The 14,668-nt window shown below is 63.7% G+C and carries 10 protein-coding genes; 6 read left to right on the top strand and 4 right to left on the bottom strand.

What is annotated here, in order from left to right:
• Positions 1-172: 172 nt before the first annotated feature.
• Positions 173-670, top strand: coding sequence for a xanthine phosphoribosyltransferase (gene gpt / locus ICI42_RS16200; RefSeq protein ID WP_188165640.1), 498 nt, complete (start codon positions 173-175; stop codon positions 668-670).
• 24 nt (positions 671-694) lie between these two features.
• On the opposite strand, the gene ICI42_RS16195 is transcribed toward gpt, so the two are convergent.
• Positions 695-1,834, bottom strand: coding sequence for an HPP family protein (locus ICI42_RS16195; RefSeq protein WP_188165912.1), 1,140 nt, complete (start codon positions 1,832-1,834; stop codon positions 695-697).
• A gap of 220 nt (positions 1,835-2,054) precedes the next feature.
• Between ICI42_RS16195 and ICI42_RS16190 the strand changes: the two genes are divergently transcribed.
• From ICI42_RS16190 to ICI42_RS16170, 5 genes are all read left to right on the top strand, one after another.
• Positions 2,055-2,708 (top strand): NUDIX hydrolase, encoded by a 654-nt coding sequence (locus ICI42_RS16190; protein WP_407945174.1) that lies wholly within the window; start codon positions 2,055-2,057, stop codon positions 2,706-2,708.
• 350 nt (positions 2,709-3,058) lie between these two features.
• Positions 3,059-4,600 carry an inorganic phosphate transporter gene (locus ICI42_RS16185; RefSeq protein ID WP_188165910.1) on the top strand — a complete coding sequence of 514 codons (1,542 nt, stop codon included), beginning with the start codon at positions 3,059-3,061 and terminating at the stop codon, positions 4,598-4,600.
• Positions 4,601-5,216: 616 nt separating this feature from the next.
• Positions 5,217-9,029 carry a vitamin B12-dependent ribonucleotide reductase gene (locus tag ICI42_RS16180; protein ID WP_188165639.1) on the top strand — a complete coding sequence of 1,271 codons (3,813 nt, stop codon included), beginning with the start codon at positions 5,217-5,219 and terminating at the stop codon, positions 9,027-9,029.
• Between the two features lie 26 nt (positions 9,030-9,055).
• Positions 9,056-9,775, top strand: coding sequence for an AbiU2 domain-containing protein (locus ICI42_RS16175; protein WP_188165638.1), 720 nt, complete (start codon positions 9,056-9,058; stop codon positions 9,773-9,775).
• Between the two features lie 942 nt (positions 9,776-10,717).
• Entirely contained in the window at positions 10,718-11,479 is a 762-nt protein-coding gene (locus ICI42_RS16170) for a hypothetical protein (RefSeq protein WP_188165637.1), read from the top strand.
• Between the two features lie 311 nt (positions 11,480-11,790).
• On the opposite strand, the gene ICI42_RS16165 is transcribed toward ICI42_RS16170, so the two are convergent.
• From ICI42_RS16165 to ICI42_RS16155, 3 genes are read right to left on the bottom strand one after another with little or no spacing between them, the layout of a single operon-like run.
• Positions 11,791-12,438, bottom strand: a complete 648-nt coding sequence (locus ICI42_RS16165) for an ABC-type transport auxiliary lipoprotein family protein (RefSeq protein WP_188165909.1) — start codon at positions 12,436-12,438, stop codon at positions 11,791-11,793.
• A 20-nt stretch (positions 12,439-12,458) separates the two neighbouring features.
• A complete protein-coding gene (locus tag ICI42_RS16160; protein WP_188165636.1) occupies positions 12,459-13,832 on the bottom strand; it encodes an MlaD family protein in 1,374 nt (457 codons plus the stop codon).
• Between the two features lie 7 nt (positions 13,833-13,839).
• Positions 13,840-14,667: an ABC transporter ATP-binding protein gene (locus ICI42_RS16155; protein ID WP_188165635.1), complete on the bottom strand. Its 828-nt coding sequence runs from the start codon at positions 14,665-14,667 to the stop codon at positions 13,840-13,842.
• Position 14,668: the final 1 nt, after the last annotated feature.

The following is a 14,668-nucleotide window of genomic DNA, read 5'->3' as shown; positions in this document are numbered from 1 at the left end:
AGATTTTAGACCGGGATCGGCGGCGATGGAAAGCACCTGCGATGACCTATCCCGCGCCACGTCCAGCCGCCCGCTTGCCAAACCCTGGCCTTTCCGGCTAATTCCGGCTGCATTCGCAACCGCGCGCCGGAGTTTACCCCGGAAAGCCGCGCCTGCATCGGAGTGCGCCTACGTGTCCCTGCCCGAAAAAGCCTTTCCCGTATCCTGGGATCAGTTCCACCGCGACGCGCGCGCGCTTGCCTGGCGGCTGGCAGGGCTCGGCATCGAATGGCGCGGCATCGTCTGCATCACGCGCGGCGGGCTGGTGCCTGCCGCCATCATCTGCCGCGAACTCGGCATCCGCATGATCGAGACGGTCTGCGTCGCCTCCTATCACGACTACAAGGCGCAGGGACAACTCGAGGTCCTGAAGGACGTCACGCCCTCCATGCTGGAAAACGACGGCGAAGGCATTTTGATCGTCGATGACCTCACCGATACCGGCAAGACGGCGGCCATCGTCCGCGCCATGATGCCCAAGGCCCATTTCGCCACCGTCTACGCCAAGCCGAAGGGCCGGCCGCTGGTCGACACCTATGTCACCGAGGTGTCGCAGGACACCTGGATCTATTTCCCCTGGGACATGGGGTTCACCTACCAGAAGCCGATTTCCGACCACCAGGGCGGCTGACACGGGCGGCTGACACTCCAGCCCTCACCCCTCCGCCAGCATGGCCACGAGCACGTCGGACTGCGACAAAATTCCGACCAGCCGTCCGTCCTCGTTCGTCACCGGCAAGTGGTGAAGCTCCTCCTCGGCAAACAGCACGATCGCTTCCGAGATCCAGTCTTGCGGCCGCACGGTTCTGACCGGGCTGGTCATGATGTCCTTGACCGTGCCGTTCGGCGCGCTGGCGCCGGAAAACGCCCGCTCCAGCCGGCGCCGGAACCCGATCACCGGCCGCCCCCGCAGCCAGTCGGCGCGGCTCAGAATGTCGGTCTGCGTGACGATGCCAATGACGCGCGCATTGTCGTCGGTCACCGGCAGGGCCTTGATGTGATGCGTCCTCAGCAAATGGTGCGCCTCCGCCAGTGGGTCGTCGGGTGCGACGCCGATCACATCGCGCGACATGACCTGCCCGCAATCGGTCTGGCCGGAACGCCGGCGAAACGAGCGCAGTTCCGTGCGCTTCAGGATCGCTTCGAGATCGTCGCGGTCGATGTCCAGCACCTGGTCGTACTCGTCCAGCACTGCGTCGAGATCGGCGCGATTGAAGCCGACCCGCGCCGAGGGCGGCGGATCGGCGGTGCCGTGAGAGGACAGGGCAGGCTTGGCCGCATGCGGATAGCGCCGTCCGGTCAGGTTGTTGAAGACGAGTGCGGCCAAAAGCAGAAGCACGGAATTGCCGAGCACCGGCCAAAGCACGAAGCCATAACCGAGGTCGTGGACGGCCTGGCCGCCCAGCACCGCGGTCAGGGCGATGGCGCCGCTGGGGGGATGCAGGCAGCGCAGGCTCATCATCAGGGCAATGGCGATGCCGGCGGCAAGCGCCGAGGCGATATAAGGGTCGTCGACAAGCTTTGCCATGCTGACGCCGACAAGGGCTGCGACCGTGTTTCCGCCAAGGATGGACCAAGGCTGGGCGAGCGGACTGGACGGAACGGCAAACAGCAGCACGGCGGACGCGCCCATCGGCGCGATCAGCGCGAGCGGCCAGGACATCTCGCCAGCCACGAGCGTGGCGAGCAGTCCCGTGGCCAGAAGGCCGAGCAAAGCCCCCGTCGCCGAGCGAACCCGTTCCTGGGCGCTGACAAGGCCGGCCTTCGGCAAAAGCCGCTCGATCTGTTTGCGCACCATGAGGCTTGCCCTTTCCGCCATCCTGGCGCCCCCCGCATCCCCTGACCGCATGCGGGACCGGACAGTCTGATAGATCGTGCCGGGCTGGCCAGTCCATATTTTTCGTGAGCGGGCAGCGCGTCGGCCGACGGACGAGCGCTATCCCGAATCAGCCCTTTCACTTCCCGGAAAAGTGCCTATATCGGAGGGCCGAAGGCGTTTTCGGATTGGCTTCCTGTTGCTTTCGGATGATTTTCGCCCACAAAATGGCTTTCGACGCTTCCCTGCGTTTAATTTTGACATGCCAAGTCGGGCTTTTATAAAACTTTTACTTTTATTACGGACGATTAACCGTAATAAAAGTGAGACGGCAAACGACTTCGAAAGGACCACGCCACCGATGCTCGGCCTTCCCGCACGCAAGCGCATCCATGATCGGATTCGCCGCCTTTTCGGCGGAATGCCTTGCCGCGTGCAGGTGGCCGCTCTTCCTTGGCGCGCCGGTGAAAACGGCCTCGAGGTGATGCTCATCACCAGCCGCGGCACCGGCCGCTGGGTGCTGCCCAAGGGCTGGCCGGAAGGCAGCGAACCGCTCTGCGAAGCCGCCAGGCGCGAAGCCGCCGAGGAAGCCGGCCTGTCTGGCAAGATCCTGCCCAGCGAAGCCGGCAGTTTCTACTACCGCAAGGCACGCGATTCGGGCGAGCAATGGCTGTGCGAGGTCCGCGTCTTCCCGATGCAGGTCACCGGTGTCGCCGAAAAATGGCCGGAAGAGAAAAGCCGCAAGCGGCGCTGGTTTTCGCCCCAGGTGGCCGGTCGGCTCGTTGCCGAGCCCGATCTCGGCGCGTTGATCAGAACCTTCCAGGCTCCCGCGACGAACGAAGTCGCCGCCTGAGCGCCAAACGCATGTCATGAAAGGCGGCTAAGCTCCGCTTTCGTGCGGTGTGCTCGCCTTGGAGTTTTGCACTATGGGCCGTCTGGCGTTTTCTGATTCTGGATATGGACATGCCTCCGCCGCCTCGGGACCTATTTTCCCATCCAGGCGTCTGAACCGCCCCTCATCCCCCTGCCGGGACATTCTCCCCATTGACGGGGAGAAGACTGCCCTCATCACGATCTTCGCCAAGGGTCGAGGATGGCGGCTCTCTCCCCGTTTTACGGGGAGAGATGTCCGGCAGGACAGTCAGGGGCAGCATCGCCAACCTTGCGGCCAAATCACCGCCTCAGCCGGCCACTGACGACACCATGGCCGACCGGAAGTCCCGTAAAACCACGCTCGACAAGGACCTCGAAAAGTTCTCCGACGTCGAGGAAGCCTCGATCTTCGTCGCGCGGTCGCTGGTCGCGCCCGGCATTGCGTTGCTGTTCCTGGCGCTCGCAGTGGTCTATGCCGCGCTGACGGTGTCGGGAGCGCCCGGCGCGGTCGTCATCGTCGCGGCCGCCGCGATCGGCGGCTACATGGCGTTGAACATCGGCGCCAACGACGTCGCCAACAATGTCGGTCCCGCGGTCGGCGCCAAAGCCATCACCATGGGCAGCGCGCTGATCATGGCTGCCATTTTCGAAAGCGCCGGAGCACTGATCGCCGGCTGGAACGTCGTTGCGACGATTTCGGCCGGCATTATCCCCCCTGCCCTGATCGATGAACCGGCGTTGCTCGTCCATATGATGATGGCGGCGCTCATCTCCGCCTCGCTCTGGGTGCATTTCTCCACCTGGATCGGCGCGCCGGTGTCCACCACCCATTCCCTCGTCGGCGCTGTACTGGGCGCCGGGCTGGCCGCGGCCGGTATAGGCGCGGTCGACTGGCTCACCATCGGCACCATCGCCTTTGGCTGGGCCGCTTCGCCGCTCATCGGCGGCGCCATGGCGGCCCTGTTTCTGGCCTTCATCGAATCGTCCATCGTCTACCAGGACGACAAGATCGCAGCCGCCCGCCGCAACGTGCCCTTGCTCATCGCTTTGATGGCCGGCAGTTTCGCTGCCTATCTCACATTGCTCGGCATGAATTTCGCAGGCGACGGGGCGTCGCTCGTCTCGGTTGCCGTGGGCGCCGCCACCTTCGTGCTTGCCTGGATCGTCGCGCATCGCCTGGTAAAGATGCAGTCGATCGGCCTGGAAAACCGAAATCAGTCGCTGAAGGTGCTGTTCCGCATCCCGCTCGTGGCCGCCGCCGCCCTTCTCTCCTTCGCGCATGGCGCCAACGACGTGTCCAACGCCGTCGGCCCGCTCGCCGCGATCGTGCATGCGCTGGTCGAGCGCAACATACAGACGGATACCCTCAACATCCCGGTCTGGGTGATGGTGATCGGCGCCATGGGCATTTCCGTCGGTTTGCTGCTTTACGGCCCGCGCCTGATCCGCATGGTCGGCGAGCAGATCACGCGGCTCAACCCGATGCGCGCCTTCAGCGTGGCGCTTGCCACCGCCTTCACCGTTTTGGTGGCGTCGTGGCTCGGCCTGCCGGTCAGCACGACCCACATCGCAGTCGGCGGCGTGTTCGGCGTGGGCTTCTTCCGCGAATGGTATACCGCCAATTCGCAGCAGCGTCGCAACTACATCGAGCGCAAGCGGCTGCGCGAGAACGCTGTTGACGGTGAAGACGAGGACGCCCCCAAGCCGCGCAAGCAGAAGTCCGGCAAGGCCAATTCACAGCAGGAGGTGATCCGCCGCCGGCTCGTCCGCCGCGCCCATGTGCGCACCATCGTCGCCGCGTGGTTCGCAACGGTGCCGGCCGCCGCACTGTTCTCGGCGCTTGTGTTCTGGGCGAGCAGCGTCCTGCTTTGACAGGCCTGCGAAAGCGATATTAGCCGGCTGCGTCTTATCCGCCACTGTCCACAGCGATTCTGCTTCTCCCCGTTATCCACACTTCCAGCACACAAGATGTTGGGGTTCATAAAAACCTCACGAACGAACTCTTGACGACTCACTGGCTCTGAGCGTTTTATGGTTCGGCATGCTTGTGAAGCATGTGTTCGGGCTTGGCCCGGACTGTTGTTTCTCCCCGATTACGCGCGTTCCCGTCGCATTGCACCCGCTCACCCGAGCGGTGGGCAGCGCTGTTTTCGCATGTCGGGAGTTGGCAGCAGAGTCGATTCGCGTTGGTGTAAATTTTTCGGGTAACACTATATTTAGTGTTTGCGGCTAGGGTCTTCGCTAGATACTGTGAGTTGGCTTACGGGCAATGACTCACCAATCAAGCGTTGGATCATGCACCCAGCGAGGGCTCGCTCCGGCCCGCTGCTGCGCCTTTCAGGGCGTGCGGCACTCCGGAGAAGGGTTCGCGGAACAAGGCTCGGCCGTCTTTGCGGCGGCCAGGAAATGCGGAACGGCGTCGCGCGCACGAAATGGGTTAGTTCCCCTGGCGAGACGCTACATATAGATCGAGGAAGAGGACGAGACGATGCGGATCGAACGGCGTTTCACCAAGGCGGGTCAGTCGCGTTATGCGGAGATCGAGTTCCGCAAGGCACTCAGCGAGATCAAGAATCCCGACGGCTCCATCGTCTTCCGGCTCGACGACATCGACGTGCCGGTGCAGTTCTCCCAGGTCGCAGCCGACATCCTCGCCCAGAAATATTTCCGCAAAGCCGGCGTTCCAGCGCGCCTGAAGAAGGTCGAGGAAAACGATGTCCCCTCCTTCCTGTGGCGCTCCGTGGCCGACGAGGCCGAGCTTGCCAAGCTGCCCGAGGCCGAGCGCTACGGTTCGGAGCGCGACGCCCGCCAGGTCTTCGATCGCCTGGCCGGCACCTGGACCTATTGGGGCTGGAAGGGCAAGTATTTCGATTCCGAGGAAGACGCGCTCGCCTTCCGCGATGAGCTTGCCTACATGCTGGCCACCCAGCGCGTCGCGCCGAACTCGCCGCAATGGTTCAACACCGGCCTGCACTGGGCTTATGGCATCGACGGTCCCGGCCAGGGCCATTTCTACGTCGACCCCTTCACCGGCAAGCTGACCAAGTCGAAGTCGTCCTACGAGCATCCCCAGCCGCATGCCTGCTTCATCCAGGGCGTCGCCGACGACCTCGTCAACGAAGGCGGCATCATGGACCTCTGGGTGCGTGAGGCGCGCCTGTTCAAATACGGCTCGGGCACCGGCTCGAACTTCTCCTATCTGCGCGGCGAAGGCGAAAAGCTGTCGGGCGGCGGACGCTCGTCGGGCCTGATGTCGTTCCTCAAGATCGGCGACCGCGCCGCCGGCGCCATCAAATCGGGCGGCACCACCCGCCGTGCGGCCAAGATGGTCGTGGTCGACATCGACCACCCCGATATCGAGCAATATATCGACTGGAAGGTGAAGGAGGAGCAGAAGGTCGCCTCGCTGGTCACCGGCTCCAAGATCGTCAAGCAGCACATGGCCGCCATCATGAAGGCCTGCGTCAACTCCGAAGGCGAGGATGACGACCGCTTCGACCCGGCGATGAACTCCGCGCTCAAGCGCGAGATCAAGGCCGCCAAGAAGAATTCGGTGCCCGAAAACTACATCAAGCGCGTCATCCAGTTCGCCCGCCAGGGCTACACCGCGCTCGACTTCAAGACCTACGACACCGACTGGGATTCGGAAGCCTATCTCACCGTATCGGGCCAGAACTCCAACAACTCGGTCTCGCTGAAGGACGACTTCCTGCGCGCCGTCGAGCAGGATGCCGACTGGCACCTCACCGCCCGCAAGGACGGCAAGGTCATGAAGACGCTCAAGGCCCGCGACCTGTGGGAGAAGATCGGCTACGCCGCCTGGGCGTCGGCCGATCCGGGCCTGCACTTCAACACCACCATGAACGACTGGCACACCTGCGCCTCGGCGGGTGCGATCCGCGCGTCCAACCCGTGCTCGGAATACATGTTCCTCGACGACACGGCCTGCAACCTCGCCTCGATCAACCTGCTGCCCTATCGCCAGACGGGCAAGGAACTTGACGCAGCTCCGGGCCAGAAGGCCGGCGACATCGACATCGCAGCCTATGAGCACACCGTCCGCCTCTGGACCATGGTGCTGGAAATCTCGGTGATGATGGCGCAGTTCCCGTCCAAGGAAATCGCCAGGCTGTCTTACGAATACCGCACGCTGGGCCTCGGCTACGCCAATATCGGCGGCCTGCTGATGACCTCGGGCATTCCGTACGACTCCGCCGAAGGCCGCGCCATCTGTGCGGCGCTGACCGCGATCATGACTGGCGTCGCCTATGCAACCTCGGCCGAAATGGCCGGCGAGCTCGGCGCCTTCCCCGACTACGACCGCAACGCGTCCAACATGCTGCGCGTCATGCGCAACCATCGCCGCGCCGCCTATGGCGACAAGGACGGCTACGAGAAGCTGGCGGTCAACCCGGTTCCGCTGGTTGCCTCCGACCTCAAGCAGCCCGCCCTTGCCGACCACGCCAGGGCTGCCTGGGACCGCGCCATCGAGCTCGGCGAGGAGCATGGCTATCGCAACGCCCAGGCCACCGTCATCGCGCCCACCGGCACGATCGGCCTGGTCATGGATTGCGACACCACCGGCATCGAGCCCGACTTCGCCATGGTGAAGTTCAAGAAGCTCGCCGGCGGCGGCTATTTCAAGATCATCAACGCAGCCGTGCCGGAAGCCCTGCGCACGCTGGGCTACACCGAAAGCCAGATCGCCGAGATCGACGCCTATGCGGTCGGCCACGGCAATCTCAACCAGGCGCCGGGCATCAATCCCGGCTCGCTGAAGGCCAAAGGCTTCACCGACGAGAAGATCGCCGCCGTCAACGCCGCGCTCAAATCCGCCTTCGACATCAAGTTCGTCTTCAACAAGTGGACGCTGGGCGAGGAGTTCTGCAAGCAGGCGCTTGGGCTGACCGATGCGCAGCTCGACGATTTCTCCTTCGAGATGCTGCCCGCCCTGGGCTTCTCCAAAAAGGACATCGAAGCCGCCAACATCCATGTCTGCGGTGCGATGACGCTGGAAGGCGCGCCCTTCCTGAAGCCCGAGCATCTGCCGGTGTTCGACTGCGCCAACCCCTGCGGCAAGATCGGCAAGCGCTATCTGTCGGTCGACAGCCACATCCAGATGATGGCCGCTGCCCAGCCCTTCATCTCGGGCGCCATCTCCAAGACCATCAACATGCCCAACGAGGCGACCGTCGAGGACTGCAAGTCGGCCTATATGCTCTCGTGGAAGCTCGCGCTGAAGGCCAACGCGCTCTACCGCGACGGCTCCAAGCTGTCGCAGCCGCTCAACGCCTCGCTGCTAGCCGACGATGCGGAGGATGAAGACGAGGCCGTCGAGGCCCTGATCGCCGCCCCCGCCGCTGCGAAAGCCGTGCAGGTCACCGAAAAGATCGTCGAGCGCGTGGTGGAACGTCTCTACCGCGAGCGCGAAAAGCTGCCTAACCGCCGCAAGGGTTATACCCAGAAGGCCGTTGTGGGCGGGCACAAGGTCTATCTCCGCACCGGCGAGTTCGACGATGGCCGCATCGGCGAGATCTTCATCGACATGCACAAGGAGGGTGCCGCCTTCCGCGCGATGATGAACAACTTCGCCATCTCGATCTCACTCGGCCTGCAATATGGCGTGCCGCTGGACGAATATGTCGAGGCCTTCACCTTCACCAAGTTCGAGCCGGCCGGCATGGTCATCGGCAACGATGCCATCAAGAACGCCACCTCGATCCTCGACTATGTCTTCCGCGAACTGGCGGTCTCCTATCTCGGCCGCAACGACCTCGCCCATGTCGACACGTCAGACTTCTCCAACACCTCGCTGGGCAAGGGCATCACCGAAGGCAACGCGTCGCCCTTCTCCAAGGGCCTGACGCGCGGCGCCTCCCCGCTCAAGGTCGTCTCGGGCTCGGAACCCAAGGGCTTCGCCGGCGGCTCGGCGACCCCTGCCCGCAGCGCGCCGACGGCGTTCTCGGGCAATGTCCGGCCGATCTCGTCGGCAAGCCTGAAGCCTGTGGTTTCGGAAGTCTCCGACGGCGCCACCGCCTTCAAGCGCGACTATGAGGAAACCGCCCGCGAAACCGAGGCCGCTCCGGCGGTCGAGGACGCGACGCCCGCCGCGGCCCTCTTCACCGACGCCGCCGCCAAGGACGCCGCGGATGCCAAGAAACTCTCCGCCTCCCGCCGCCAGCAGTCGCTGATGCAGGGCTACACCGGCAACGAATGCTCGGAATGCCACAACTTCACCATGGTGCGGAACGGCACCTGCGAGAAGTGCGACACCTGCGGCGCTACGAGCGGGTGCAGCTGAGGTTTGCCTATAATAGGGAGTAAGCGTTGACTGAGCGCACTAGTTCTGAAGCGCTTGCTGACTATAAAAAAGTGATGGGCGATGAACTTGGTGTCATTTTCCATCACTTACTCCAAGAGACTTGGCACTTAAGTTCTGTTTGGGATCAATATGAAACGCTTTATGGCAATAAGGAGCGTATTTCACTTCTGAACGAATCGGGCGGATACTTCTTCCGAAATGTCCAGGATATATTTTTCAATCATGTTTTACTTGGCATATGTAGACTAACCGACCCTCCCCAAAGCGGAAAAAAGGAGAACCTTACCGTTCAGCGATTGCCATTTTTGGTTCGGTCGAGCTGTAAGGAGGCCGTGGTTGAAGCTGTCTCGGATGCAATATCGGCTTCGCAATTCAGCAGAGACTGGCGAAACCGTTTCATCGCGCACAATGATCTTGGCAGATATACTGAAATTTCTCCCCCACTTGAGCCGGCTACGAGGCTTGGAGTGACGGCTGCAATAGTTGCCATTCATGAAGTGCTGCGCCCTATCTGCATGGATTATCGCGAGGGCGATCTCGCTCTGCTCGAGATAGGTAATGACGCTGCATTTAATTTGTTGCATCAACTGAGGCGAGGTCGAGATGCCAAAGACGAGCAACGAAAAAGACTGAGCGCAGGAGACTTTAGAGAATCCGACTATGTCTTTCCTGAGTGGCTGAAGCCGCAGGGTTCGAATCTGCGGTATCAACGAAAACGGAAATAACTTTGGCGTATGGATAAGCTCTGACCGTCCCAAGCTTGGCACCCTGCCTTCTCCCCTTGCGGGAGAAGGTGGCCGAGCCGAGCGCAGCGAGAGCGAGGTCGGATGAGGGGTGATGGACGGAGTGAGCGTCTTGAGATTGCCCGCGCTAACCCAAGCTTCCCCTTCCTCCCATCGCCGCCTCGTTTCTTCCAGCACCCCTCATCCTCCCCTTCGGGGCACCTTCTCCCGCAAGGGGAGAAGGGGACGTCGGCGCTGACGGCGCACTACCGCCAAGGCTGCAAATTCCTGTCTCGTACGAATGCGTTGATGGTATCGCAGACCGAGTTCATTTCCCGCAAGAATCGGCGACGTCGATGCCGGCCTTATCTCCCTCTTGGTGGGGGGATATAGCGGGCGCCTTGTTCTGCCTTCGTCGCGTGTCTGACGCGTCACGGAATGGATTCCCGGGTCGCACTCGGCTTCGCCTCGCTTGCCCAGGAATGACGAAGGTGGGGTTGGCTCGGCCAAGCTCCGACGCTGGCGATTGACATCTGCCACCCCCGCGCCTTCGTCATTCTCGGGTGGAGCCGAGCGCAGCGAAAGCGGAAACCCGGGAATCCATTCCGTGACTTACGAGATACACCTGCGAAGGCAGAAAGGGGCGCCCCCCTTCTCCCCTTGCGGGAGAAGGTGCCCCGAAGGGGCGGATGAGGGGTGTTGGAAGAAACGAGGCGATGGAGGACGGGTGATGAACCGAAAGGCTGGCGGCGGATACTCTCCAGCCTCTCGCTCCGTCCAGCACCCCTCATCCGTCGCCTGATCTCGTCCTTGCTGCGCAAGTCCGAGGGCGACACCTTCTCCCGCAAGGGGAGAAGGAAGAGTGCCAAATCGCAAAAGTTTATCCACACTCCCCACCCCCCGCTCTACACTCCCACCGCGTCGAACAAACGAAAGGAGGCGGCGATGGATTGGGCAGGGGCGATCGACAAGCATCAGGCAGCGCTCAAGCGCCTGCTCGCCCTGCTCGTCGCCATGGCCGGCATGACGGTTACGGTTGGCGAAAGCCAACGTGCCGCCGGCATTGATGTTGGCCAAAACACCCTGCCGCGCCATCTGCATCGCGCCATTCTCCGGCTGCTGCGTCCCGCAGAGGCGGCAGCGCGGCGGCTGATCATTCTCGCCGCGCGCGGCATGATCGTGCCACCGCCGCGCCCGCGTCTTGGACCTTCGCAGCAACATTCCGCCTTCCTGCGCGCGCCCGGCGGCACCGGCATCGTGATGCCGAAAGGAGCCCTGCCGCCCCGCCCCGCGCCCCAGTCCATGGCGTTGCCGCTGCTCGATCCGCTGCGCCTGCCCCGTCACAAGCCGTCGCGCCCGACCGTCGTGCCGCGCATTCGCGGCTTCGGTTTTGGGCTTGACGCGCCCTCGCTTGTCCCGGCCCGACCGGTGCCGGAGCCAGACGATCCGCTCGATGCCGACCGCCTGCGGCTCAGGCTCGCGGCGCTTGGCCGCGCGCTCGACGACCTGCCGCGCCAGGCCCGACGCTTCGTGCGCTGGCGGCAACGGCGGCGGCGTGGGGCGTTTCATCGCCTGTCGCCGCTGCGCGGCGGGCCGCCGCCGGGCTTGCGGGCACGGGGCTTGCGCCATGCCCGCGAGGTCGACCGCACGCTGGACGATGTGCACGGCCTGGCGCTGTGGACGCTGGAGCACCCCGACAGTTCATGACCGGCCGTCGTCTCGACAGAACAGCTGTGTCCGCTGCCGCGCAGCCACGCCTGCGCGCGCCAAAACCGTTGGCCGATTGTGCGCGGTCCGACGTTTCTGTCAGCAAAGTTTCAGCGGAGTTGGACAAATCCGGGAGATGCGGAGCGGGCGGTTCAACGGCTCACCACCGCACTCCCAAAACCGCGCCGACCGCCCTCATCCCGAGGCGCGAGCCTGCAAGACGCTGCAGATCGGGTCAAAATCCTCGAAGGGCGAGCCTCGAAGGACGAACGCCCCGTCAAACGTCAGCCGGGGTCGCTCTATGCCTGCCCTCAGATCAGCCCGTCGGTCCAGGCGACGATTTCGGCCGATGCGGTGCCGAACGCCGTGTCGATGGCCGCGACATAGGCATTGTTCGAGGTGCCGCCGACAGGCGCGCTTGCGGTGAACAGGCGGGAGGCGCGAACCGTGCCGTTGCGGTCGTCGAGGATGCGCACGAACAGCTCGACCTGGGCATGCGTGCCGCCCCGGACATCGACGCCGAAGGTGCGCAGTTCGGTGATGACCTGATAGTCGATCGCCAGCCCGTCGCCGGGCAGGCCCACGCCGGAGAAGCGGCCGGAGCGCTGGAACGTCTCGGCAAGCCGGGCCTGGACGATGCGCGGCAGCCGGTCGGCCCATTGCGCACCGGAGAGATATTCGATCGAGCCGGGCGCGGAGCGGATGACGATCCGCTCGCCATCGAGCGCCTTGAGCGCGGAAGGTTCGGCGATGAGAATCTGCCGGCGGCTGCGCTGGCTGGTGGCGTCGAGGCGGGGTGCGGTCAGCTCATAGGTGTCGAGCGGCGCCGGCCCCCCGCCGGGCAGCAGCGCGCAGCCCGACAATCCGGCCGCCAGCAAGGCAAGAACGGCAAAACGCTTCACCCGATATCCCCCGCGCCTCAGCTGCCGCGCAGTGGCGGCATGCTCGTCATCTGTCATGGTCAAGGCTGTCCCCCCACTCAACGGCGTGCCCGCCCGTCATATTCGCGAACCGCGCCGTCACCGCCGGTAATGATCCGCTGCGGATTGCGTTCCAGGTCCGAAATCGCGTTTTCGATGCGTGTGATCGAACGCCGGCTGTCCTGCACCAGCGCCTCGACGTCGCGCAGCCCCTGGCCGGAGAAGCGCGCCAGCCCGTCTGTGATCGTCGCCATGCGCGAGTTCAGCGTATCGGCGACCTGCTTGTATGCCAGCAAGGTCGAGCGCGCATCGGCGATCAGCCCGTCCGCCTGCCCCGAGCCGAGCAGATTGTCGACCTTGACCAGGATGCCGTCGACCCGCGTCGAGGCCTGGTTGAGCCGGCCGGCCAGTTGCTGCGCGTCGGAGATGATCTGGTCGACATCGTCGGCGCGGTCGCCGATCTTCTCGGTCACCTTGCTGACATCGGCGACGGCCTTGTTGGCGCCTTCGCTGGCCTCGCGAATGCTGTTGAGCGAATCGCGCACCGTGTTTGCGTCCACGCCGTCGAGAATGCCGTCGACCTTGGCGAGCGTCTGCTGCGATTGCTGCGCGAACTGGTTGACCGTCGCAACCGTCCGGTTGACGCCGGTCATGATGTCCTGCAGCTGCTGGCTCGACTGGCTCAGCTCCTGCGTGAAGGCGTCGACATTGGTGACGATCGACGCGATCTTGTCCTTGTCCACGGCATTCAGGATATCCTCGGCCGCGCTGAGCGTACCGTCCAGCTTGCCGGAAACGCCGGCGAGTTCCTCTGAAAGCGCGCTGACGCTGGCGAGAAACTTGTCGATTCCGTCGGCATTGCGGGCCAAGGCATCGGAGAAGGTCTGCGCGTTCTTGGCCGTTTCGGTCAGCGGACCGCGCACGTCGGTGGTGAAGCTCTCCAGCTGCGTGACCACATTGTCGGCGCGGGTGAAGATGTTCTGCGCCATCTGCAGCAGGTTCGTGACCGCCGAGGGGTTGGCGGTGATCTCGGCGATGGTGCCGTTGGCCTCGGCCTCGGCGAGCAGGTTGGGCTCGTTGGTGCTGGCCCCCTTCATCTCGATATTCGCCTGGCCGGTGAGGCCGGCGAGGCCGATATCGGCCTGGGTCGATTTGGTGATCGGCGTCGAGGCGTCGACCTCGGTGTCGGCAATCGCCACTGCGGGGTTGTTGACATCGATATAGACACGGCGCACGTCGCCGACCTTCACGCCGTTGAACATCACGAAGCTGCCGCGGCCGAGGCCCGATGCCGAACCCGGGATCCTGATCCGCAATTGCGTGATCTCGCCGCGGTCGCCGATCGCCGCGCTCCAATAGACGAAGCCGAAGGCGGCGAGCACGGCGACCAGCGTGAAGATACCGACGATGACGTAGTTGGCGCGTGTTTCCATCGTTCAATCAGGCCTTCTCGCGTCCAGAAAGATCGAGCTGGCGCGCGCGTTTTCCGCGAAAATAGGATTTCACCCAAGGTTCTTCGCTCTTGAGCATGTCTTCGATCGTCCCCTCCACCAGCACCTTTTTCTTGCCCAGCACCGCGACACGGTCGCAGACGGAGAACAGGCTGTCGAGGTCGTGGGTCACCATATACACGGTCAGCCCCATCGTATCGCGGAGCTTGGCGACGAGTTCGTCGAAGTCGGCCGCTCCGATGGGGTCGAGGCCGGAGGTCGGCTCGTCGAGGAAAACGATGTCGGGGTCGAGCGCCAGCGCCCGGGCAAGGGCTGCGCGCTTGATCATGCCGCCCGACAATTCGGACGGAAATTTCTGCGCCGCATCGGCGGGAAGCCCGACCAGCTCGATCTTGAGCAAGGCCAGCTCGTCCATCAGCTGTTTCGGCATGTCGAGATATTCGCGCATCGGCACCTGGACGTTTTCCAGAACGGTCAGCGCGGAAAACAGCGCGCCGTGCTGGAAGAGAACGCCGAGCCGCATGTCGATCTTGAGCCTGTCGGTATCGCTCGCCTTGTCGGTGTCGATGCCGAACAGCTTGATCGTTCCCGACTGCTTCTTGTTCAGGCCGAGCACCGTGCGCAGGAGGACCGACTTGCCGGCGCCCGACGCGCCCACGAAGCCGAGGATCTCGCCGCGCGTGATGTCGAGCGACAGTTTGTCGAGAATGACCTTGTCGCCGAACGCGACGGTGACATCACGGGCCGACAGCACGATCTCGTCGCTCTCGGCGTCGGTGGCGTCCAGTTCTCTGATGGCTTCGAGGGTGTCCGTCATG

The organism is Oryzicola mucosus (assembly GCF_014534685.1).
In the GTDB taxonomy this organism is placed as follows: domain Bacteria; phylum Pseudomonadota; class Alphaproteobacteria; order Rhizobiales; family Rhizobiaceae; genus Oryzicola; species Oryzicola mucosus.
This window is presented reverse-complemented; position numbering and strand designations above follow the sequence as displayed.

What these genes read in the sequence shown, in the direction of transcription:
- ICI42_RS16185 (WP_188165910.1), top strand. Translation starts at nt 3,059, where the DNA reads ATGGCCGACCGGAAGTCCCGTAAAACCACGCTCGACAAGGACCTCGAA.
- ICI42_RS16180 (WP_188165639.1), top strand. Translation starts at nt 5,217, where the DNA reads ATGCGGATCGAACGGCGTTTCACCAAGGCGGGTCAGTCGCGTTATGCG.
- ICI42_RS16170 (WP_188165637.1), top strand. Translation starts at nt 10,718, where the DNA reads ATGGATTGGGCAGGGGCGATCGACAAGCATCAGGCAGCGCTCAAGCGC.
- ICI42_RS16165 (WP_188165909.1), bottom strand. Translation starts at nt 12,438, where the DNA reads ATGACAGATGACGAGCATGCCGCCACTGCGCGGCAGCTGAGGCGCGGG.
- ICI42_RS16160 (WP_188165636.1), bottom strand. Translation starts at nt 13,832, where the DNA reads ATGGAAACACGCGCCAACTACGTCATCGTCGGTATCTTCACGCTGGTC.
- ICI42_RS16155 (WP_188165635.1), bottom strand. Translation starts at nt 14,667, where the DNA reads ATGACGGACACCCTCGAAGCCATCAGAGAACTGGACGCCACCGACGCC.